The following is a 19918-nucleotide window of genomic DNA, read 5'->3' as shown; positions in this document are numbered from 1 at the left end:
AATTCGGGGTGAACCGGCGGTCACGAGTGGCACGGTGCGGCAGGATGCGGCCATGGACGCCGTACGGGTCGCGCTGCTGCGCGAAGTGCTCGCCGGGACCGAGTGGTTGGGGGCCACCCGGCGGTTCGCGGGCGTGCTGCGGGGCTCGGTGGTCTCGCACGGCGGCGGACTGCTGCTGGTCGGCACCCCCGACTACGAGCCGTGGCATCTGGCGGCCCATCTGGTCGACGAGGCCGCGTGGTCGGGCACACCCGAACTGACACCGACGCTGGTACGGCACGACGCGCGCACCTCGGATCCGGCCCATCTGGCGGTCGGGCTGGGCCGGTTGGCGGCGGCGCGGCGCGGCGAGACGCTGCTCGTCGTGTCACCGCAGGGACCGGGCCCGGCGCTGCTGGAGCGGGTGCACGACGCGCGGCGGGCCGGGGCGACGGTGCTGGCACTGGGCCCCGACGAGGGCGACCTGGTGACGATGGCACACGAGTCGCTGGCGGTACCGGAGGGCACGGACCTGGACCTGGACACGGTGCAGCACCTGGTCAGCGCGGCGGCCGGCGAGAACGCGGTGCCCTCCGAGCGGGGGCGCGGCCGCTTCCGGGACCGCCTGTCCCGGCTGGCGGAATCCTTGACGGCACCGCCGCCTGCGCGCTGGTGACGCCCACTCCGCGGGCGGAAAAGCAGTTGCTGAGCTCTCCCGCCGGTGCGGACCATGACTTTTCGTGGCCTCCTTCCTCCCCGACCTCGCCCCCTGGCGTGCCTCCGTCGACTTCCGGCGGCTGTGGCTGTCCGGGCTGATCTCCAATTTCGGCAGCTTTCTGACGTTCGTGGCGCTGCCGGTGCAGATCAAGGAGTTGACCGGCTCCGCGGCGGCGGTCGGGGCGATCGGGGCGGTGGAGCTGATCCCGCTGATCGTGTTCGGGCTGTACGGCGGCGCCCTCGCCGACGCGATGGACAAGCGCGGGCTGATCATCTGGACCGAGGCGGGGCAGGGGGTGCTCAGTGCGGCGCTGCTGGTGAACGCGCTGCTGCCGGAGCCCGCCGTATGGCCGCTGTACGTGGTGGCCGCGCTGTCCTCGGCGCTGGTGTCCGTGCAGCGTCCGGCGCTGGACTCGCTGTGGCCGCGGATCGTGGCGCATGAGCAGCTGCCGGCCGCCGGTTCCCTCAACGCCCTGCGCTGGACGGTCGGCGGGGTCGCGGGCCCGGCGCTGGCGGGCGTGGTGGTGGCGTACGCGGGCCTCGGCTGGGCCTACGCCGCCGATCTGCTGACCTTCGTCGTCTCCGTCGTACTGATCATTCCGCTGGCCTCCTCCCCCGCCGCGCACGAGGCGGCGAAGCCGTCGCTGAAGGCCATCGCGGAGGGCGCCCGGTACGCGTGGGGCCGCAAGGAGCTGCTCGGCACCTACGCGATCGACCTGGCAGCGATGTTCCTGGCGATGCCGCTGGCGGTGCTGCCGTTCCTGGCGGACGAGCTGGACGCCGAGTGGTCGCTGGGGCTGATGTACGCGGCGGTGCCGTTCGGGTCGCTGCTGGTGAGCGTGAGCAGCGGATGGACCGGGCGGATCCATCGGCACGGGCGGATGGTGGTGCTGGCGGCGGCGCTGTGGGGCGTGGCGATCGCGGCCGCGGGCGTGGCCGGCAACGTCTGGCTGGTGCTGCTGTTCCTGACCGTGGCGGGCGGCTGCGACATGGTCAGCGGGATCTTCCGCGGGGTGATGTGGAACCAGACGATCCCGGACGAGCTGCGCGGGCGGCTCGCCGGGATCGAGTTGCTGTCGTACTCCGTCGGACCGACCCTCGGCCAGGTCAGGTCGGGCGGGTTCGCCGCGTGGTGGGGCGTGCGGGCGTCGGTGTGGTCGGGCGGGCTGCTGTGTGCGGGTGCGGTGGGGCTGCTGGCGCTGTGCCTGCCGAAGCTGATGACGTACGACGCCCGGACGAGCGCGCATGCGAAGAGCGTGCGGGAACAGCGGGCTGCCGCCCAGGCGCAGGCGTCCCTGGGTGCCTGATCAGTCGTCGTCCGTGCCCGTGGCGGGGGCGTCGTGCCACTTGGGGTCGTTCTCCCACTCGAGGTTGCGCTCGCGGGCGGTCTCCATCGCGTGTTCGGCCTCCGCGCGGGAGGCGTACGGGCCGAAGCGGTCCTTGCCGGGGCACTCCGGCCCCTCCTCGACCTTCTTGTGCTCCAGGCAGTAGTACCACTCGCCCGGCTTACCGACCGTGCGCTTCTTGAACAACGGCATGACCTGCTCCTCTCGCCACGGACATGTTCCCCCACAGCGGCTCGTTAGACTCGCTGGCATGTCTGGCCAGTCGCTGCTCGTACCAGGGGAGCTGTCTCCCATCCGTTCCGTGCCCGGAAACATCCGGCGCCCCGAGTACGTCGGCAAGCCCGCGCCGACGCCGTACTCGGGTCCCGAGGTGCAGACCCCGGAGACCGTCGAGGCGATGCGGGTCGCCGGGCGGATCGCCGCGCGGGCGATGGCCGAGGCGGCGAAGCTGATCGCGCCGGGCGTCACCACGGACGAACTGGACAAGGTGGCGCACGACTACATGTGCGACCACGGCGCCTACCCGTCGACGCTCGGCTACCGGAGCTTCCCGAAGTCGCTGTGCACCAGCGTCAACGAGGTCATCTGCCACGGCATTCCGGACTCCACGGAGCTGCGGGACGGCGACATCATCAACCTCGACGTGACGGCGTACATCGGCGGGGTGCACGGCGACAACAACGCCACGTACCTGGTCGGGGAGGTCGACGAGGAGAGCCGGCTGCTGGTGGAGCGGACCCGGGAGTCGCTGAACCGGGCGATCAAGGCGGTCAAGCCGGGCCGGCAGATCAACATCATCGGCCGGGTGATCGAGTCGTACGCCAAGCGCTTCGGGTACGGCGTGGTCCGGGACTTCACCGGCCACGGCATCAACTCGTCGTTCCACTCGGGCCTGATCATCCCGCACTACGACAGCCCGCACGCGACGACGGTGATCCAGCCCGGGATGACCTTCACGATCGAGCCGATGCTGACGCTGGGCACGCACGAGTACGACATGTGGGACGACGGCTGGACGGTCGTGACCAAGGACCGCAAGCGGACGGCGCAGTTCGAGCACACGCTGGTGGTGACGGAGACGGGGGCGGAGATCCTGACGCTGCCGTAGTCCGTCGCCTGGACCCCGTCGAGACCCTGAGGCCCGCCCCTGCCGGGGCGGGTCTTTTCTTGTACGCTTTTACCGACAGAGCGTCGGCAAACCTATTGACTTAGGTAAGCCTTACCTTAGAGGATGCTCGGCATGGACTCCTTCTCGACCGTCATCCGCACCGCCTCGCACGAGCAGCACGTGGAGGCCGAGACCTCGACGTTCATGAGCGATCTGCTCGGCGGGCGCCTCGGCGTCGACGCGTACGCGCGCTACACCGAGCAGCTGTGGTTCGTCTACGAGGCGCTGGAGAGCGGGGCCGAGCGGCTGGCGTCGGATCCGGTGGCCGGGCCGTTCATCCAGCCGGAGCTGTTCCGGCTGACGGCGCTGGAGCGGGACCTCGCGCATCTGCGGGGTCCGCGGTGGCGGGCGGGCGTGACGGCGCTCCCGGCGACGCGCGCGTACGCGGACCGGGTCCGGGAGTGCGCCGCGACCTGGCCCGCGGGTTACATCGCCCACCACTACACCCGCTACCTCGGCGACCTCTCCGGCGGCCAGATCATCCGCGACAAGGCGGAGAAGACCTGGGGCTTCGAGAAGAAGGGCGACGGCGTCCGGTTCTACGTCTTCGAGGGCATCGCCAACCCGGCGGCCTTCAAGCGGTCCTACCGCGAACTCCTGGACGGGGTACGGGCGGACGACCTGGAGAAGCAGCGGGTCGTGACGGAGTGCAAGAGGGCGTTCGCGCTGAACACCGCGGTGTTCCGGGCGCTGGGTGAGGAGTTCCCGCTGTCGGCGTGAGCGCGGTCAGCGTTCCAGATAGACCCGTCCCCCGAGTTCCACCCAGCCGCCGGGCTGCGGTGCCGTCAGGAGCTGGGAGCCCGCGCCCTGCGTGATGTTGAGGGCGCGGCCGAGCTGTTCCGTCAGGAGGATCGCGGCCGCTCCCGTGGCCTCGTCCTCGTCGATGCCGTCGCCCCGGCCGGGGAAGCCGCGCGCGCGGATCCGGCCCGCGGACTCGTCCTCCCACGCCCAGGCGTAGATCCACTCCCCGGGCGGCGGCACGGGCAGCGCGTCGACCTCCGCCGCCGTCGGGTACTGCTTCAGCGTCCGCGGCGGAGCCCACTCCGCGCGCGCCTCGATCCAGCAGAACTCCCCGTCCTGCCGGGCGCCGACCACCCCGGCGGGCGTGACCAGTTCGGGCACGTCCAGCAGCCAGGCCGCGCCGACGCAGGGGTAACCGGCGAACGGCAGCCGCACGCCGGGGGTGTAGATGTCGATGACTCCCCGTTCGGGGTCGTCCACGAACACCGTCTCGCTGAACCCGAGTTTCGCGGCGAACGCCTGCCGCTCCTCGCGCTCGGGCAGCACGGAACCCTCGCGCACGACACCCAGTTCGTTGCCGTATCCGCCGCGCGGGCCGCAGAACACCCGGAGCACGTCGTAGTCAGTCACGGGGGCATTCAAACATCACCCGGGCGGCGATCTCGTCCCAGGCCCGGGGACCGCCGGGGTGGGGCCAGGTGCGGGTGCCGGCCGTCTCGGTCACCTCGTCGTTCTCGTCGTCCGGCACGCGCGTCAGCACCACACAGGGCGGGGTCCGTCCTTCTTCGAGCGCGGCCAGCGCCCTGTCGTGGCCGTCGAGGATCAGCCAGCCGTCCAGGAACGTGACCCGCCACAGGAGTACGGGGGCGAGCGTGCCGTCCCTCACGTGCTTGCGGTACGCCTTCACCCGTGGGTCGTCCGGCGCAGAGAGGCGGCGCAGGGGCAGTACGCCGTTCCAGCCGCCCCCGCAGTACAGCTCGAGGCTGCCACCCGGCCAGTCCCGCACGAACTCCTCGCTGAACCATACGTACGGCGGGAATTCGCGGCGCTCCCGCAGCTCCCAGCGTCCGTCGTGCAGCGGGGACTCCGGTGATTCATCCAGCCAACTCGCGTACCGGTGGGGCCAGTTGCCAGGGTCTCGCATCAGCGCCGAGCGGATCGGCGGAAGTGGGGAGCGGTAGCCGTCGAGGCGGTGCATCGCCAGGTCCCGGCAGCAGCCGTCGCCGTCGGAGCGGCCCAGCAGCAAGGGGCGCTGGCCCTGGAGGAGCGTCATCCGTCGGCTGTCCGCCGTCTCGAATCGCAGCGGCGGTGGGGCGGGGCGGTTCTGTACGCGCAGCACCAGACCAGTGTTGCGCCCTTGGCGGGTTGATTAAATGTAGTTCTGATTAGATTAGGTAAGGCTAACCTAATTCAATGACGGGGGTCCGACCGTGCGACGCTTGCGCACACACCTGGCGGGAGCGCTGACGGCGGTGCTGGTCCTCGCCCTGCTCGTCCTGGTGCCGGTCGCGGCCGGGACCGGGGCCTATCCGGTGCCGGTCGGTGATGTGCTGGCCTCCGTGCAGCACCGGATCGGGCTCGGTGGAACGGAGTTGGACCGGGTGGCGGAGTCGGTGCTCTGGAACGTGCGGTTCCCGCGTATCGTCCTCGCGCTGCTCATCGGGGCCTCGCTGGGGTGCGCCGGGGCGCTGATGCAGGGCGTGTTCGGCAACCCGCTCGCGGAGCCGGGGGTCATCGGGATCTCCTCCGGCGCGGCGGTTGGGGCGGTGGCGTCGATCGCGCTCGGGCTGAACTTCCTCGGTACGTGGACGGTTTCGGTGGCGGCGTTCGTGACGGGGCTCGCGACGGTGCTGCTGGTGTATGCGCTGTCCCGATCTGGCGGGCGTACGGAGGTCGTGACGCTGATCCTTACCGGCATCGCGGTGAACGCGTTCGCGGGGGCGGTGATCGGGCTGTTCCTGTTCTTCGCGGACGCGGCGGCGATTCAGCAGATCACGTTCTGGCAGCTCGGGTCGTTGTCGCAGGCGACGTGGCCGAAGGTGGTGGCTGTTCTGCCGTGCGCGGCGCTGGGCTTGGCGGTGGCTCCGGTGTACGCCCGGCGCCTGGACCTGCTGTCGCTGGGGGAACGTCCGGCTCGGCACCTCGGCGTGGACGTCGAGCGGCTCCGGGTCACGCTGGTCTTCGTCATCGCGCTGCTGACGGCTGCGGCGGTGAGCGTCTCCGGGATCATCAGCTTCGTGGGGCTTGTCGTCCCTCATCTGCTGCGGATGGCTGTGGGGCCGGGGCATCGGTTCCTTGTTCCGGCCAGTGCGCTGCTGGGAGCGCTGGTTCTGTTGGCGGCGGACCTGGCGTCCCGCACGATGGCCGCGCCGGCGGAATTGCCGCTGGGTGTTCTTACGGCTCTGTTGGGCAGCCCGTTCTTCTTCTGGCTCCTGCGCCGGACTCGGCGGCGGCAAGGGGGGTGGGCGTAGGGGGTTGCATGCCGGGTGCGGGTGGGTGGGGGCTGGTCGCGCCCACGCGGCGGTAGCCGCAAATCCAGCACAGCCCCGCGCCCCTAGGGAAACCGGCCTCGCCCCGACTTCTACGGCTCGCTCGATCTTCGCACGTCGCCTCTATGTCGGGTGCGTGGGGGCTGGTCGCGCAGTTCCCCGCGCCCCTGGGGAACCCGCCTCGCCCCTAGTTCGGCAGCTCGCCCCGCCTTCTTCCGCCAAGAAATCCCCCCGCCATCCCACCAAAGAGGCCCCGCCCATGAGACTCCTCCGCCCCCGGCCCACTCCCCCACCCCCCGCCGCACCCGGTGACGTCCTCGCCGAAGCCGAAAACCTCCGTGTCCGGCTCGGCACCCGGGATGTCCTCCACGGCGTCGACGTGACCGTCCGCGCCGGGGAAGTGCTCGCTCTCGTCGGGCCCAATGGCGCCGGTAAGTCCACCCTGCTCGGCGCCCTCGCCGGCGACGCACCGGCCGTGGACGGTGTCGTACGGATACATGGGCGGCCCGCCACTGAATGGTCCGCCCCCGAACTCGCCCTGCGTCGGGCCGTGCTGCCGCAGGCCGCTGCGCTCAGTTTTCCCTTCTCCGTGGAGGACGTCGTGCGGATGGGGCGGGCGCCCTGGGGGGCGCTCGGCGCAGGGGACGATGACGCCGCCGTCGCCTACGCGATGAAGGCCACCGAGGTGATCGAATTTGCGCCACGTTCCTTCTCCGCGCTCAGCGGTGGTGAGCGTGCCCGCGTCGCGCTGGCCCGGGTGCTCGCTCAGCGTGCGCCGCTGTTGCTGCTCGACGAGCCCACCGCCGCTCTGGACCTCCGGCACCAGGAGTTGGTGCTCCGGTTGTGCCGGGAGCGTGCCGCGGCCGGGGACGCCGTCGTCGTCGTGCTGCACGATCTGGGGCTCGCCGCCGCCTACGCGCACCGCGTCGCCGTGCTCCGGGGCGGGAGGGTCGCCGCCGATGGGCCGCCAGTGCAGGTCTTCTCCGAGGAGTTGCTGTCCGATGTATACGAACAGCCCGTTGAAGTGCTCGCACATCCACGGACCGGCGCCGTCCTCGTCACCCCTCGTCGGAATCTTTGACTCCCCTTTGGTCCACCTCTGGCCCGCGCTTGACCAACTCATGACACTACTTTTGAGCCACCGTAAGTACGTTAGGTGAGCCTCACCTACGTGTGGTGTTTCCCCGGTCACTCCCAGGAGCCTTCATGCGCGCCGCCAGACTCTCCGCCCTCGCCGCCACCGTCGTCGCGGCCCTGACCGCCGTGACGGGGTGCACCGAGAAGGGCAGTGACGGCGGCGACGGGGTCGTCCATGTCACCGCCACGGACGACAAGTGCGAGGTCTCCACCAAGGAGTTCCCGGCCGGACACGTCGAGCTCGCGATAGAGAACAAGGGCTCCAAGGTCACCGAGGTCTACATCCTCTTCCCGGACGACCGGGTCGTCACCGAGCGCGAGAACATCGGCCCCGGCACCAAGCAGCGCGTCACCGCCGAAGTGAAGGCCGGCGACTACCAGATCGCCTGTAAGCCCGGCATGAAGGGCGACGGCATCCGGCAGGCCGTGAAGGCCACCGGCGGAGGCAAGGCCGCCAAGCGCGACCCGCGCCTGGACAAGGCCGTCGCCGCCTACCGCCAGTACGTCCAGCAGCAGGCCGACGAGACCCTCCCCCTCGCCGAGACCTTCGCCAAGGCCGTCAAGGACGGCGACCTCGAGGCCGCGAAGAAGGCGTACGCGCCCTCCCGTATCGGCTGGGAGCGCACCGAGCCGGTCGCCGAGTCCTTCGGGGACATCGACCCGAAGGTGGACATCCGCGAGGACGGCCTTGAGGGTCAGAAGTGGACCGGCTGGCACAAGCTGGAGAAGTCCCTCTGGCACGACAAGAAGATCACCGAAGCCGACAAGGGGCTCGCCGACCAGCTCATCACGGACCTGAAGGACTGGCAGAACCGCGTCGGCAAGGCCGAGATCACCCCGACCTCCATGGCCAACGGCGCCAAGGAACTCCTGGACGAGGTCGCCACCGGCAAGGTCACCGGTGAGGAGGAGCGCTACTCGCACACCGACCTCGTCGACTTCAAGGCCAATGTCGAGGGCGCGGAGAAGTCGTACGAGCTGCTGAAGCCGGTCGCCAAGGAGAACGACCCCTCTCTGACGACCGAACTGGACAAGCAGTTCGCCGCCCTCGACACGCTGCTCGACAAGTACCGCGCGGACAAGGACTCCTACGAGTTCACCTCGTACGACAAGGTCGGCGACGCCGACCGCAAGGACCTCTCGGACGCGGTGAACGCCCTGGCGGAGCCGCTGTCCAAGCTCGCCGCAGCCGTCGTCGCCAAGTAGGGGGCAGCCTCCATGACTTCGGAATCCCCGTCCCGCCGCGCGCTCATCGGCTGGGGCGGCGCCGGGCTCGCGCTCGGGGCCGCCGCTGCCGGTGGTGCGGTGGCGGTGGCTCGTACGAGTGACCAGAGCACCCCGGACACCGCCATCCCCTTCCACGGCGACCATCAGGCCGGCATCGCCACGCCCGTCCAGGACCGGCTGCACTTCGCCTCGTTCGACGTGCAGACCGAGGACCGCGCCGAGTTCGTGCAGATGCTGAAGGACTGGACGGCCGCCGCACGCCGGATGACCGCCGGACACCCGGTCGGCGAGGGCGGGTTCGGCGGGCTGCCCGAGGCGCCGCCGGACGACACCGGTGAGGCGCTGGGGCTCCAGCCCTCGCGGCTGACCCTGACCATCGGCTTCGGGCCGTCCCTGTTCGAGAAGTTCGGGCTCGCCGACGCCCGTCCCGAGGCCCTGGTCGACCTGCCGAAGTTCGCGGGCGACAACCTCGACAAGAACCGCAGCGGCGGTGACCTGTGCGTCCAGGCCTGCGCGGACGATCCGCAGGTCGCGGTGCACGCCATCCGCAACCTCGCCCGGATCGGCTTCGGCAAGGTCGTCATCCGCTGGTCGCAGCTCGGCTTCGGGAAGACCTCGTCCACCACCCCCGAGGCGCAGACGCCGCGCAACCTCATGGGGTTCAAGGACGGCACCCGCAACATCGCGGGGACGGAGACCGACCGGCTGAAGAAGTTCGTGTGGGTCGACAGGAAGGACGGGCCCGACTGGATGGCGGGCGGGTCCTATCTCGTGGCCCGGCGGATCCGGATGCACATCGAGACCTGGGACCGCACCTCGCTCCAGGAGCAGGAGGACATCTTCGGCCGCGACAAGGGCGAGGGCGCCCCGGTCGGCAAGGCCAAGGAGCGCGACGAGCCGTTCCTGAAGGCGATGCTGCCGACCGCGCACGTACGGCTCGCGCACCCCGACTCCAACGACGGGGCCACGCTCCTGCGCCGCGGCTACTCCTTCACCGACGGCACGGACGGCCTGGGCCGCCTGGACGCGGGCCTGTTCTTCCTGGCGTACCAGAAGGACGTGCGCCGGGGCTTCATCCCGGTCCAGCGCAACCTGGCCACCGACACGCTCAACGAGTACATCCAGCACGTGGGTTCGGCGATCTACGCCATCCCGCCCGGCGTCCGCAACAAGGACGACTGGTGGGGCCGGGCGCTGTTCGCAGAGGAGGCGTAGGCCGTGTTCGCGAACTATCTGATCGGTCTGCGCGAGGGACTTGAGGCCAGCCTGGTCGTCTGCATCCTCGTCGCCTACCTGGTGAAGACGGACCGCAGGGACGCGCTGAAGCCCGTCTGGACCGGCATCGGGATCGCGGTGGCGCTCGCCCTGGGCTTCGGCTGCGCGCTCGAATTCGGTTCCCAGGAGCTGACGTTCGAGGCGCAGGAGGCGCTCGGCGGCACGCTGTCGATCCTCGCGGTCGCCCTGGTGACGTGGATGGTGTTCTGGATGCGGCGCACCGCCCGGCACCTGAAGGCGGAGCTGCACGGCAAGCTGGACGCGGCGCTGCACATGGGCACCGGCGCGCTGGTCGCCACGGCGTTCCTCGCGGTGGGCCGGGAGGGCCTGGAGACGGCGCTGTTCGTGTGGACGTCGGTGCGCGCGGCCGGCGACGGCTCGGCGGACCCGGCGATCGGCGCGGGGCTCGGCCTGGCCACGGCGATCGTCCTCGGCTGGCTGTTCTACCGGGGCGCCCTGCGGATCAACCTGGCCAAGTTCTTCACCTGGACCGGCGGGATGCTGGTCGTGGTCGCGGCGGGGGTGCTGGCGTACGGCTTCCATGACCTCCAGGAGGCGGACTGGCTGCCGGGCCTGACCGACAAGGCCTTCGACATCACGGGGACGATCCCGCCGGACAGCTGGTACGGCACGCTGCTGAAGGGTGTCTTCAACTTCCAGCCCGATCCGACCGTGCTCCAGGTCACGGTGTGGCTGCTGTACCTGGTCCCGACGCTCGCGCTGTTCCTCGCCCCGGTAGGGTTCGCCTCCGGGAAGGGGAAGGTGAAGGTACCCGATGAGCACGGATCGCGGCCCTCGAAGGCTTCGCAGTCTTGACCGGAGGGTGCTGATAGCGGCCTCCCTGACCGCTTTGTCGCTGACGGCGAGCGGATGCGTGGTGGTGCACGGGGAACGGGAGTTCATCCCCGCCGCCACCCAGGCCGAGGCCGCCAAGGCCCTCAAGGACTTCACTGCCGCCTACAACGCGGCTGACGAGGCGTACGACAGTTCCCTGGACGCCGACCATGTCACCGGCGCCCTCGGTGACATCGACGAGGCGCGTCTCGAGGCGGGGCGCGCCAACAACCCGGACGGCAACTCCGGGCACACTCCGCTGGAGTTCACGGACGCCGAGTTCACCATCCCGAAGAAGCCGGGCTGGCCGCGCTGGTTCCTGGCGGACGCCAAGGGCAACCGCGGCGGTGACTCCCGCTGGCTGCTGGTCTTCACCCGGGACGGGCTGGACGCGCCGTGGGAGGCCGCCTATCTGACGCTGGTGGCGCCGGACGACCTGCCGGAGTTCAAGAAGGACAAGGACGGCTGGGCCGAGGCGGTGGACCCGAACTCCGCCGAACTGGCCATAGCCCCGGCCGACTTGAGCAACGACTACACGACCTACCTGAAGGGCGGCGGGGCGGCCTTCGCGGACGGCAGCCACACCTCCGGCTGGCGCGAGAAGCGCACGAAGAACGCCGAACGGCCGGGTCTGGTCACGCAGTACATCGACGAGCCGCTGACCGAGGGCGACTACGCGCCGCTGGCGCTGCGCACGGCGGACGGCGGGGCGCTGGTGTTCTTTACCACGCACCACTACCAGAAGCAGACGGCCGCCCCGGGCGCGACGGTGCCCACCCCGAACAAGGACGTACTGGCCCTGACGAAGGGTGAGATCAAGCAGTCGCTGACGATGGAGTTCGTCTCGAACGAGGTGGCCCTGGACCCGGCGAGGGGCACGGGCGCGGTGTCGGTGCTGGGCCGGATCGAGGGGCTGACGGGGGCGAAGGGCGAGTAGCGCGCCCCTTGTTCAGCGGCCCGTTCAGCTTCAGCGGGCCGTTCGGCTTCAGCAGCCCGTTCAGCGCCGCGAGGGCCAGGCGGTGTGCGCGTGGTCGGGCTCCTGCCCCGCGTGCCGGGCGCAGGAGTCGGTGAGGACCTCCAGCAGGCTGAGCGGATCCGGCAGGGGATGCTCGGGTCCGCGGACCCAGCGCACGTTCTGGTCGTCACCGGGGAGCCGGGCGGGCGGTACGAGGACGTACGAACCGCGGCAGTGCCACCGTAGGCCCGGATGCTCGTCCATCGTCTCGGGGTGGCAGTCCAGCTCGCAGGGCCACCACTCGTCCTCGTCCTCGGGGGTGCCGCGGGTGAGGGTGAAGAAGAGCAGGCGGCCGTCGTCGCGCTCGGCGACCGGGCCGACCTCGACGCCGGCTTCGAGGAGCCGGTCGAGGGCCTCGCGGCCGGCGTCCAGGGGGACGTCCAGGACGTCGTGGACCATGCCGGTGGCGGTGATGAAGTTGGCCTGCGGCTGATGGCGGGCCCAGCGCTCGATCTGGGCGCGGTCGGTGGTGGACTGCGTCTTCCAGGCGAACGACACCGGGTGCTGGGCAGGGGTGGGACAGCCGACGCGGTCGCAGGAGCAGCGGTAGCCGGGCGCCGGGTGGGCGGCGGGGGCGAGCGGCAGTCCCGCCTCGGCGGCGGCGAGCAGCAGGGCCTCGCGACCGCCGTCGTCGGCGGTCTGCTGGGGGCGGCGGCCGCGCAGCCACCGGGAGAGTTTGCCCGTCAGGCCTTGGTCGCCGAACTCCGCGCTCATCTATCCCCTCGCCTCGCTGTCGTGCCGAACAGCATGCCTTATCGTCCCACCTTCATGCGCTTCGGGGGGTCGGAGCCGACAACAGGGGTGGGTGGGACGAGCCCGGGATCGAGTGTCATTGCACGCTTTATCACGGTTTGCGACCCTACGGTGTCGCCATGGTCACTTGGACCGGACTGACCGCCTCCGCAGCGTGCGCGGCCGCCCTGCTCTCCCCGCCCCCGCTGGAGTGGGGCACGGCCCCCCTGACCGTCGACGCGCTCCCCCGCATCACCTACGTCGCCCATCGCGGCGGCGCCCGCGAGGTCCCCGAGAACAGCATGGCGGGCCTGGCGGCGGCGTACGCGCGCGGGACGGCGCAGGTCCTGGACGTCGACACCCGCGTCCTGCGCGACGGCCTCCTGGTGGTCCACCACGACCCGACCCTGCACCGCACCACCGACCACTCCGGCGAGGTACGCACCCTGGACGCCCGCGACTGGCGGACGGTACGGCTGCGTCCGGCGCCGTCACTGCCGGGCCGCTGGCGTCCGGAGCGGCCGCCGACGGTGGCCGAGGTGCTGGACCGGTTCGGCGGGCGGATCGTGCTGATGCTGGAGGTGAAGGACCCGAGGGGGCTCGGCCCGCTGGCGGCGCTGATCCGGTCCCGGGGCCTGACCCGCTCGGTGCTGGTGAACACCAACGACCCGGAGCTGGCCCGGCGCGCCGACCGCCTGGGCCTGCTGACCCAGCTGTGGCGCTCGGCCCGCCAGCTGCGCGGGGACCGCCCGGAGCGCTGGCGCTCCTACGTCGATGTCCTGGACGTGGACCACCGGGCCCGGGACGCGGATCTGCGGCGGGCGGTACGGTCCGGGATCCCCCGGGTGTGGGCGCACACCGTGGTGACCCCGGCCCAGCGGGACCGGGTGCTGGCGCTGGGCTGCGACGGGGTGATCACGGACGCGCCGGGGCGGCTGGCCCGGGTTGCTCAGCGGGGCGCGAGGCCGTGGAGGGCGTAGTCGACGAGGGTGTCGGTGTACTCGTAGGAGATGGGCCCGGAGTACTGGAGCCAGCGCTGCGCGAGCGGGGAGACGAACAGTTCGAGGGCGATGCGCGGATCGATCTCCGGGCGCACGTCACCGGCGTCCTGGGCGGCGCGCAGCCGGGCGACGTAGAGCTGGAGGGAGGGTTCGAGCAGCTGGGCGACGAACCGCCGGCCCAGCTCCTCGTTGACGACCCCCTCGGCGGCGAGCGCACGTGACGGCACCTCGAAGCGGGGGTCCTTGAGCTCGTCGACGGTGGCGCGCAGCACGGCCTTGAGATCGGCGGCGAGGTCCCCGGTGTCGGGGATGGCGTACGGCTCCTGCCCGGCCTCCCGACTGGCCTGCTCGCCCAGGTCGAGGAACGCCTCCATGAGCACCTCGGCCTTGGAGGACCACCACCGGTAGATCGTCTGCTTGCCGACCCCGGCACGGGCGGCGATCCCCTCGATGGTCGTCTTCGGATACCCGACCTCCCCGACGAGGGCGAGGGCTGCGTCGTAGATGGCGCGGCGGGACTTCTCGCTGCGGCGGCGGGTGGAGTCGGGGGCGAGGTTCTTGGCCATGGGTCGAATTTATCAGGTTGACAAGACGGAGCGTCTCGCCGGAGAGTGGAGGAGTTATGAGCGAGACGATACGTATCGTCTGCACTGATGGCCATGGCAAAGGAGCCCGGCGATGACGCGAGGCGGAAACATGCTCGGAGTGGGCGGCACCCGCAGGAACCTGGGGCGGGACGCGCTGCGGGGCGGCGCCCGGGGCGGCCGGGTCGGCGGCACGCAGGACCCGCAGGCTCAGAAGAGGGAACTGCTGCGGAAGCTTCAGGAGAGCCGGGAGGAGGGTCGAGGGCCGGAAGGCCAGCCGGACGCCTGAGATGCACCCCTGGTGGTTCCGGCTACTCCGCCGGGGGCCAGGCGTCGCCCCAGTCCGCGTCACGGGCGGCCTTGTACAGGTCGCCGTGGCGTTTGGTGACGGTGGTCCTGGCGAGGGCGGGTTCGGTCTCGCAGAGGTCGAGGAGGACCTGGCCCTTGCGGATCTGCGGCTTGCGGACGACGCGGGCGGGGGCCGGGGCGACCGGGAAACGGGCGGCGGCGACATAGGAGAACTTCTCGTCCTCGTAGGCGAGGGAGCCACCCTTGACCTGCCGATGCAGGGAGGAACGACTGACCCGGGCGGAGAAGTGACACCAGTCGCTGCCCGGAACGATGGGGCAGCCGGCGCTGTGGGGACAGGGAGCGGCAATCCGGAACCCACCGGCGATCAGCCGGTCTCGCGCCTCGATGACGCGGGCGTACCCGTCCGGGGTGCCGGGCTCGACGATGACGACGGCCTGCGCGGCGGAGGCAGCGGCGTCGACGAGCGACCCGCGATCCCCCTCCGACAACTCATTGAGAACGTAGGAGACGGTGACGAGATCAGTGCTCTCGATGGAGAGCGCTGATCCAATACGAGAGCGCTGCCAACGGACGCCGTCCAGCGCGGGATTACCGGCGGCGATCTCCCGCCCGAGGTCGAGCGCGGGCGCGGCCCAATCAAGCACGGTGACAGGACGTCGCCCAGGCCAGGTAGCACTCACGGCCCAGGTAGCGGCCCCAGTACCCCCACCAACATCAACATGACTCCCCGGCACCCACTCAGGCACGGCCTCCGCAAACGCCTCCAACGCGGAGTGCACGGCTTCAAAGGTGGCGGGCATCCGATAGGCGGCGTACGCGGCGACGTCGGCACGGTCGCGAAGGATGGGAGCGTCGGTCGGCGTGACCCCGCGATAATTGGCGATCAGCCGCTCCACGGCAGCGGCGGCCTGCCGGGGCGGAAGTCCGTCGAGGAGGCCGTCGAGGGCGGCACGCAGAGTCTCGGCCGAGGGCACGGGGTCGTTCACCCCCAGATTCTAATCCGGCCCACGTCGGCATCATCCAGAGCGGAGTGAGAGTGACCGTCACACACCAGAAGGCGGGCCTGTGGGTGAGGGGAATCCTCGCAGTCGGTCTGTACACCGTCACGGCCGCGATGCTGGCGTTGAGTCTTCCGGCCATGGGCGTCGAAATGACGCCGACGAGTGATCGCGACACGGCGGCCGGGGCGTTCCTCTGTCTGGTCCTGTCCGGGCTGTTCCTTGTCGCCACCGCGGTGGTCTCGTTTCGGTGGAGGGCCGCGCGTGCGGTGTGTCTGCTCCACGCGGTTCTCATGGTGGGCGTCTGGACTCAGGTGCCGAGTCCGTTCTGAGTCAGTTCTCCGATATGTCCGGCCGTTGGTGTACGGGATCCGCCGCGGTGTATATCCGGGGCTGTTGAATCCGGAGGATTTCGCGGGGAGTTGGGCATGGGCGGGCGCGGGGTGCGGTTGATGGGTGCTGTTGCTGTCACCGGTGTGGTGGTGGGGGTACTGGGTGGGTGTTCCGGGGGTGAGGAGGAGCCGCAGGGCGGGGCTTCGGGTGCGTCCGTCTCCTCCTCGGCCTCGGCCTCGGCCTCGGTCAGTTCAGCGCCGCCCACTACCCCCGGCGGGGTCCTCGACGCCGCCGAGGAGGCCATGCGGGGTGAGTCCGGGTGGACCTTCGCCGTGGAGGGGGAGGAAGGGCTCGATCTCTCGGGTGGGGGCAGTGAGGCGACCTACAGCGCCACCGTGCAGCGGACCGGGAAGCCCGAGGCTCTGCATGCCAGTGGGACTGTGGTGAGCAAGGGGAGCAGTACCCCTGAAGAGGTCTTCGTCGTGGACGGGGTGGGGCACGTCCGGGAGGGGGACGGTGCTTGGGAGTCGGGGGACGTCTCCGATCCGGAGATCGCCAACAAGGTCGAGGATCCTGTTGATGCCCTTGACGTGTTCCGGGCTTACGCGGAGGGCGGTGAGCGTATCGACGTTGCCCGTGAGGGTGGCGACATCACCCTGCGCGTCGAGGTTCCGTCCGGGAAGCTCTCCGACGAACGGCCCGCGCTCGCCAAGGCCGTACGTGAAGTGCGGCCGACCATCGAGCAGTTGCGGGAGGGCGGGGTCACCGCCACCGACAGCGAGATCGCGCTGACGCGCCTCACCGATGTGCTCGTGCTGGACGGGGACTCGTACCGGATCAAGTCCCACCGGTTCTCCTTCGGCTTCACCATCCCCTACCAGGGGCAGCAGATCACCTACCGGCAGGAGGTCGAGGAAGCCAACCGCGGTGTCTTCGCCGGGGACATCACCCTTCCTGACAGCGTCGCTTGAGGGCCCGGAACTGTGAGCATCCACCTGCACTTCCGCGCCGTCGCGGAATCCGAGATCCGGGACGACCACACATGGCTTACGGAGTTCATGTGGGCGGCTTGGGAGAATCTGCCCCAGGAGTACGCAGCGGGCATCGCCTGGGCGATCGACAAGGTCTGGCACTCCGTCGATGACCTCTATGCCGCGGCCCATGCGCTACTCGAAGATGCGGACGAGCCTTGGACGTTGCCGATCTACGGCGGTCGGCCTGTGGCATACGGCACCACTGCTGATCCCTCCAACCCGCCCATGATGCTCCTGCCGCCGTCCGAAGTGTCACAGGCCGCGGACTTCCTCGCGCGGATCTCCTTCGACGAGCTGTGGGATATCGCGGGCGCCGGACTCAGCGGCTACGGCCGGGGCGAGGCGCAGGCAAGGGAGGAGTTCCTCGGCTATCACAGGGACCTCCTTGGACTCTACGAGCGGGCTGCGGCGGCACATCATGCCGTGGTGAAGGTGGTGTGGGCCTGAGGGAGTCGGCAACAAGCCTCACCGTTCCCGTACCGCCCGCGCCACCCGAGTCCCCGCCGCCGCCCGCGGGCCGCTGTCCGCGGGGCGTCTGCGGGGGTGGACCGTGTTGGCCAGGAGGACCAGGAAGGTGTCCGTCGAGCGGTCCAGGGTCAGCATTGTGCCGGTGAAGCCCGTGTGGCCCGCGGCCCCGCGGCCCGCCAGCTCCCCCATGAACCACTCCTGGTCCAGGGCGAAGCCGAGGCCCGGTGGGTCCAGGAGGAGTTCCACGAAGTCGGGGCCGAGGATGCGGGCCGGGCCGTAGGAGCCGCCGGCCAGCAAGGTGCGGCAGAAGACTGCCAGGTCGTGGGCCGTGGAGAACAGGCCCGCGTGGCCCGCCACCCCGCCCAGCGCCCAGGCGTTCTCGTCGTGCACCACTCCCCGCAGCATTCCCCGGTCCGCCTTCGCCCACGGCCGCCGCTGGTCCTCCGTCGCCGCCGCACCGGGGAACGGGCCGAACCGGGTCGAGGTCATACCGAGAGGACGGGTGATGCCGTCGTGGATCAGGACGTCCAGGCCGCGGCCCGTGATGCGTTCCAGGACGTGCTGGAGCAGGAGCATGTTGAGGTCGGAGTAGCAGTACGTGCCGGGGACCCCGATGGGGACCTCCGCCCGCAGGCGGGCCAGCCTCTCCTCGTCGTCCGCGCAGTCGTACAGCGGGAGTTCGGGGCGCAGCCCGGAGGTGTGCGTCAGCAGCTGCCGTACCGTCACGCCGTGGCGGGCCGCCCCGCGGAACTCCGGCAGGTACGCCCCGACCTCCGCGTCTATGCCCAGCGTCCCCCGCTCGATCTGCTGCACCGCGGCGACCGCGGTGAACAGCTTCGTCAGGGAGGCGAGATCGAAGGCCGTCCGGACCGTCATCGGGACGCGGGACGCGGGCGGCAGCTCCACACCGGTGTCGGTCTCCGGGTCGTACGCGGCATAACGGACCGCCCAGCCCGCCGCCTCCTCCACGGCCACACAGGGGCCACGTCCGGCGATCACCACCGCGCCCGCCGCCCAGGGCCGCTCGCCCGTGGTCAGGTCGTGGACCTCGCGGACCAGGTGCCCCAACTCCTCGGGGTCGAGTCCGGCCCGCTCCGGTGTGTCGCCGCGCAGTCTCGGTGCGCTCAGCTCGCCACTCCCTCCACGCTCGCCGCTCCCTCCGCGTCGGCCCGCCTGCCCCAGGGACGGCACAGTCCCACGAAGCAGGCCGCCGCCACCAGTGCGGCGGCCAGTTGGACGACGGCCATCGGGACGGCGGTGTCCTCCCCCGCCACGCCCACCAACGGCGACACCACCGCGCCGATCAGGAAGGAGGACGTACCCAGCAGCGCGGACGCCGATCCGGCCGCCTGCTTCGTCCGCAGCAGCGCGAGGGTCTGGGTGTTGGGGAGCGTCACGCCCATGGCGGACATCAGGACGAAGAGGGCGGCGGCCACGGGGGCGAGGCCCACCTCGCCGAACACGCCCGTCGACATCAGCAGCAGCGCGCTCGCCGCCAGCACCACCACGCCGAGCCCGGCCGCCAGCACCGCGTCCAGGCTCACCCGGCCGACCAGCACCTTGCCGTTGATCTGGCCCACGGCCACCAGACCGATGGAGTTCAGGCCGAACAGCAGGCTGAAGGTCTGCGGAGAGGCACCGTGGATCTCCTGGATCACGAACGGCGACGCCGCGATGTACGCGAACAGCGCGGCGAAGGCGAAGCCGCCGGTCAGCATGTAGCCCGCGAAGGCGCGGTCGGCGAGCAGTCCGCGCATCGAGCGCAGCGCCTGGCCCACTCCGCCCTCGTGCCGGTCTGCCGGGGCGAGCGTCTCGGGCAGCCGTGCCCAGACCAGTGCCGACAGCAGCACCCCTACGACGGTCAGCACGACGAACACGCCCCGCCAGTCCGTCACCCGCAGGATCTGCCCGCCGATGAGCGGCGCCACGATCGGCGCGACGCCGGAGACCAGCATGAGGGTGGAGAAGAAGCGGGCCATCGCCACACCGTCGTAGAGGTCGCGTACGACGGCCCGTGCGATGACGATCCCGGCGGCGCCCGCGAGGCCCTGCGCGAGGCGGAAGGCGACGAGGAACTCCACGGTCGGCGCGAGCGCGCACAGGGCGGTGGCGAGGACGTAGACCGCGAGGCCGACGAGGAGCGGACGTCTGCGGCCCCAGCGGTCGCTCATCGGGCCGACCACCAGCTGGCCGAGCGCCATGCCGGCGAGACAGGCGGTGAGGGTGAGCTGGACGGTCGCGGCGGGGGCGGTCAGCGCCTCGGTGACCTGCGGGAGGGCGGGGAGGTACATGTCCATCGCCAGCGGGGGCGTGGCGGTCAGCCCGCCGAGGACCAGGGTGACCAGCAACGAGGTGCGCCGCACGGCGCGGGCGGCCGGTTCCGTCTCCGGTACGGCCGCCTGCGCCTCGTTCGATATGGATGCCCCGGACGCCCCGCTCTCGGGCATGTGCCCTCCCTCTCCTCGCGATACGCCACCTATGCTCTCAGCTCGAACACAGTGCCGAGGGTCGCTACAGCAAGGGTGGGG

Annotated in this window: 23 protein-coding genes; 15 read left to right on the top strand and 8 right to left on the bottom strand. The window is 70.9% G+C overall.

All coding sequences use genetic code 11. The features are described 5' to 3' along the window. Nucleotides 1–52 precede the first annotated feature (52 nt). Entirely contained in the window at nucleotides 53–655 is a 603-nt protein-coding gene (locus tag BN159_RS30540; protein WP_015660881.1) for a MurR/RpiR family transcriptional regulator, read from the top strand. Nucleotides 656–719: 64 nt separating this feature from the next. After that, a complete protein-coding gene (locus BN159_RS30535) occupies nucleotides 720–2003 on the top strand; it encodes an MFS transporter (protein WP_015660880.1) in 1284 nt (427 codons plus the stop codon). On the opposite strand, the gene BN159_RS30530 is transcribed toward BN159_RS30535, so the two are convergent. Further along, nucleotides 2004–2234: a hypothetical protein gene (locus BN159_RS30530; protein WP_015660879.1), complete on the bottom strand. Its 231-nt coding sequence runs from the start codon at nucleotides 2232–2234 to the stop codon at nucleotides 2004–2006. A gap of 58 nt (nucleotides 2235–2292) precedes the next feature. On the opposite strand from BN159_RS30530, the gene map reads away from it, so the two are divergent. Further along, a complete protein-coding gene (map, locus tag BN159_RS30525; RefSeq protein ID WP_015660878.1) occupies nucleotides 2293–3150 on the top strand; it encodes a type I methionyl aminopeptidase in 858 nt (285 codons plus the stop codon). Between the two features lie 132 nt (nucleotides 3151–3282). Beyond that, nucleotides 3283–3930: a biliverdin-producing heme oxygenase gene (locus BN159_RS30520; protein ID WP_015660877.1), complete on the top strand. Its 648-nt coding sequence runs from the start codon at nucleotides 3283–3285 to the stop codon at nucleotides 3928–3930. 6 nt (nucleotides 3931–3936) lie between these two features. Here the strand turns inward: BN159_RS30520 and BN159_RS30515 are convergent, their stop codons facing one another. Both BN159_RS30515 and BN159_RS46455 read right to left on the bottom strand, forming a co-directional pair. Continuing rightward, complete coding sequence (locus BN159_RS30515; protein ID WP_015660876.1) at nucleotides 3937–4581, bottom strand: PhzF family phenazine biosynthesis protein; 645 nt, start codon at nucleotides 4579–4581, stop codon at nucleotides 3937–3939. Further along, a complete protein-coding gene (locus BN159_RS46455) occupies nucleotides 4574–5290 on the bottom strand; it encodes a hypothetical protein (RefSeq protein ID WP_041820035.1) in 717 nt (238 codons plus the stop codon). Before BN159_RS46455 ends, BN159_RS30515 begins: the two co-directional genes overlap by 8 nt. A 91-nt stretch (nucleotides 5291–5381) precedes the next feature. Between BN159_RS46455 and BN159_RS30505 the strand changes: the two genes are divergently transcribed. The 6 genes from BN159_RS30505 (at nucleotide 5382) to BN159_RS30480 (ending at nucleotide 11850) form a co-directional block, all read left to right on the top strand. Continuing rightward, on the top strand, nucleotides 5382–6422 hold the full coding sequence (locus tag BN159_RS30505; RefSeq protein ID WP_015660874.1) for a FecCD family ABC transporter permease: 1041 nt from the start codon (nucleotides 5382–5384) through the stop codon (nucleotides 6420–6422). A 277-nt stretch (nucleotides 6423–6699) separates the two neighbouring features. After that, complete coding sequence (locus BN159_RS30500; RefSeq protein ID WP_015660873.1) at nucleotides 6700–7521, top strand: heme ABC transporter ATP-binding protein; 822 nt, start codon at nucleotides 6700–6702, stop codon at nucleotides 7519–7521. A 125-nt stretch (nucleotides 7522–7646) separates the two neighbouring features. Then, entirely contained in the window at nucleotides 7647–8783 is a 1137-nt protein-coding gene (gene efeO / locus BN159_RS30495; protein ID WP_015660872.1) for an iron uptake system protein EfeO, read from the top strand. A 12-nt stretch (nucleotides 8784–8795) separates the two neighbouring features. Beyond that, nucleotides 8796–10019 (top strand): iron uptake transporter deferrochelatase/peroxidase subunit, encoded by a 1224-nt coding sequence (efeB, locus tag BN159_RS30490; protein WP_015660871.1) that lies wholly within the window; start codon nucleotides 8796–8798, stop codon nucleotides 10017–10019. A gap of 3 nt (nucleotides 10020–10022) precedes the next feature. Then, complete coding sequence (gene efeU, locus BN159_RS30485; RefSeq protein WP_015660870.1) at nucleotides 10023–10895, top strand: iron uptake transporter permease EfeU; 873 nt, start codon at nucleotides 10023–10025, stop codon at nucleotides 10893–10895. After that, nucleotides 10855–11850 (top strand): hypothetical protein, encoded by a 996-nt coding sequence (locus BN159_RS30480; RefSeq protein ID WP_015660869.1) that lies wholly within the window; start codon nucleotides 10855–10857, stop codon nucleotides 11848–11850. The genes efeU and BN159_RS30480 overlap by 41 nt, the downstream gene beginning before the upstream one ends. Nucleotides 11851–11910: 60 nt before the next feature. Here the strand turns inward: BN159_RS30480 and BN159_RS30475 are convergent, their stop codons facing one another. Continuing rightward, nucleotides 11911–12642 (bottom strand): bifunctional DNA primase/polymerase, encoded by a 732-nt coding sequence (locus BN159_RS30475; protein ID WP_015660868.1) that lies wholly within the window; start codon nucleotides 12640–12642, stop codon nucleotides 11911–11913. Nucleotides 12643–12800: 158 nt separating this feature from the next. On the opposite strand from BN159_RS30475, the gene BN159_RS30470 reads away from it, so the two are divergent. Beyond that, nucleotides 12801–13640, top strand: coding sequence for a glycerophosphodiester phosphodiesterase (locus BN159_RS30470; RefSeq protein ID WP_015660867.1), 840 nt, complete (start codon nucleotides 12801–12803; stop codon nucleotides 13638–13640). Here the strand turns inward: BN159_RS30470 and BN159_RS30465 are convergent. Then, a complete protein-coding gene (locus BN159_RS30465) occupies nucleotides 13610–14227 on the bottom strand; it encodes a TetR/AcrR family transcriptional regulator (RefSeq protein WP_015660866.1) in 618 nt (205 codons plus the stop codon). The two genes, BN159_RS30470 and BN159_RS30465, sit on opposite strands and share 31 nt — an antisense overlap. 112 nt (nucleotides 14228–14339) lie before the next feature. Here BN159_RS30465 and BN159_RS45870 point away from each other — a divergent pair, with 112 nt between their 5' ends. After that, the gene (locus tag BN159_RS45870; RefSeq protein WP_015660865.1) at nucleotides 14340–14534 is read left to right on the top strand and encodes a DUF6243 family protein; all 195 of its coding nucleotides are present in this window, start codon (nucleotides 14340–14342) and stop codon (nucleotides 14532–14534) included. Nucleotides 14535–14556: 22 nt separating this feature from the next. On the opposite strand, the gene BN159_RS30460 is transcribed toward BN159_RS45870, so the two are convergent. Next, nucleotides 14557–15543 carry a small ribosomal subunit Rsm22 family protein gene (locus tag BN159_RS30460; RefSeq protein ID WP_015660864.1) on the bottom strand — a complete coding sequence of 329 codons (987 nt, stop codon included), beginning with the start codon at nucleotides 15541–15543 and terminating at the stop codon, nucleotides 14557–14559. A 50-nt stretch (nucleotides 15544–15593) separates the two neighbouring features. Here BN159_RS30460 and BN159_RS30455 point away from each other — a divergent pair, with 50 nt between their 5' ends. From BN159_RS30455 to BN159_RS30445, 3 genes are all read left to right on the top strand, one after another. Beyond that, nucleotides 15594–15887, top strand: a complete 294-nt coding sequence (locus tag BN159_RS30455) for a hypothetical protein (protein ID WP_015660863.1) — start codon at nucleotides 15594–15596, stop codon at nucleotides 15885–15887. 120 nt (nucleotides 15888–16007) lie between these two features. Continuing rightward, nucleotides 16008–16859: a hypothetical protein gene (locus BN159_RS30450; protein WP_157901129.1), complete on the top strand. Its 852-nt coding sequence runs from the start codon at nucleotides 16008–16010 to the stop codon at nucleotides 16857–16859. Nucleotides 16860–16871: 12 nt separating this feature from the next. Beyond that, nucleotides 16872–17369 (top strand): DUF1877 family protein, encoded by a 498-nt coding sequence (locus BN159_RS30445; protein WP_015660861.1) that lies wholly within the window; start codon nucleotides 16872–16874, stop codon nucleotides 17367–17369. Nucleotides 17370–17387: 18 nt separating this feature from the next. Here the strand turns inward: BN159_RS30445 and BN159_RS30440 are convergent, their stop codons facing one another. Continuing rightward, nucleotides 17388–18581 (bottom strand): serine hydrolase domain-containing protein, encoded by a 1194-nt coding sequence (locus BN159_RS30440; protein ID WP_051113564.1) that lies wholly within the window; start codon nucleotides 18579–18581, stop codon nucleotides 17388–17390. After that, nucleotides 18515–19837: a multidrug effflux MFS transporter gene (locus BN159_RS30435; protein WP_015660859.1), complete on the bottom strand. Its 1323-nt coding sequence runs from the start codon at nucleotides 19835–19837 to the stop codon at nucleotides 18515–18517. Before BN159_RS30435 ends, BN159_RS30440 begins: the two co-directional genes overlap by 67 nt. Between the last annotated feature and the right edge of the window lie 81 nt (nucleotides 19838–19918).

This window comes from Streptomyces davaonensis JCM 4913, assembly GCF_000349325.1.
Taxonomy (GTDB): domain Bacteria; phylum Actinomycetota; class Actinomycetes; order Streptomycetales; family Streptomycetaceae; genus Streptomyces; species Streptomyces davaonensis.
Note: the sequence above shows the minus strand (reverse complement) of the source record. Positions and strands in the feature narration are given on the sequence as shown.

Excerpts from the sequence above, each read along its gene's own strand:
- BN159_RS30450 (WP_157901129.1), top strand. The coding sequence starts at position 16,008 with ATGGGTGCTGTTGCTGTCACCGGTGTGGTGGTGGGGGTACTGGGTGGG.
- BN159_RS30480 (WP_015660869.1), top strand. The coding sequence starts at position 10,855 with ATGAGCACGGATCGCGGCCCTCGAAGGCTTCGCAGTCTTGACCGGAGG.
- BN159_RS45870 (WP_015660865.1), top strand. The coding sequence starts at position 14,340 with ATGACGCGAGGCGGAAACATGCTCGGAGTGGGCGGCACCCGCAGGAAC.
- BN159_RS30500 (WP_015660873.1), top strand. The coding sequence starts at position 6,700 with ATGAGACTCCTCCGCCCCCGGCCCACTCCCCCACCCCCCGCCGCACCC.
- BN159_RS30465 (WP_015660866.1), bottom strand. The coding sequence starts at position 14,227 with ATGGCCAAGAACCTCGCCCCCGACTCCACCCGCCGCCGCAGCGAGAAG.
- efeO (WP_015660872.1), top strand. The coding sequence starts at position 7,647 with ATGCGCGCCGCCAGACTCTCCGCCCTCGCCGCCACCGTCGTCGCGGCC.
- map (WP_015660878.1), top strand. The coding sequence starts at position 2,293 with ATGTCTGGCCAGTCGCTGCTCGTACCAGGGGAGCTGTCTCCCATCCGT.
- BN159_RS30540 (WP_015660881.1), top strand. The coding sequence starts at position 53 with ATGGACGCCGTACGGGTCGCGCTGCTGCGCGAAGTGCTCGCCGGGACC.
- BN159_RS30475 (WP_015660868.1), bottom strand. The coding sequence starts at position 12,642 with ATGAGCGCGGAGTTCGGCGACCAAGGCCTGACGGGCAAACTCTCCCGG.
- efeB (WP_015660871.1), top strand. The coding sequence starts at position 8,796 with ATGACTTCGGAATCCCCGTCCCGCCGCGCGCTCATCGGCTGGGGCGGC.
- BN159_RS30435 (WP_015660859.1), bottom strand. The coding sequence starts at position 19,837 with ATGCCCGAGAGCGGGGCGTCCGGGGCATCCATATCGAACGAGGCGCAG.
- BN159_RS30470 (WP_015660867.1), top strand. The coding sequence starts at position 12,801 with ATGGTCACTTGGACCGGACTGACCGCCTCCGCAGCGTGCGCGGCCGCC.
- BN159_RS30520 (WP_015660877.1), top strand. The coding sequence starts at position 3,283 with ATGGACTCCTTCTCGACCGTCATCCGCACCGCCTCGCACGAGCAGCAC.
- BN159_RS30530 (WP_015660879.1), bottom strand. The coding sequence starts at position 2,234 with ATGCCGTTGTTCAAGAAGCGCACGGTCGGTAAGCCGGGCGAGTGGTAC.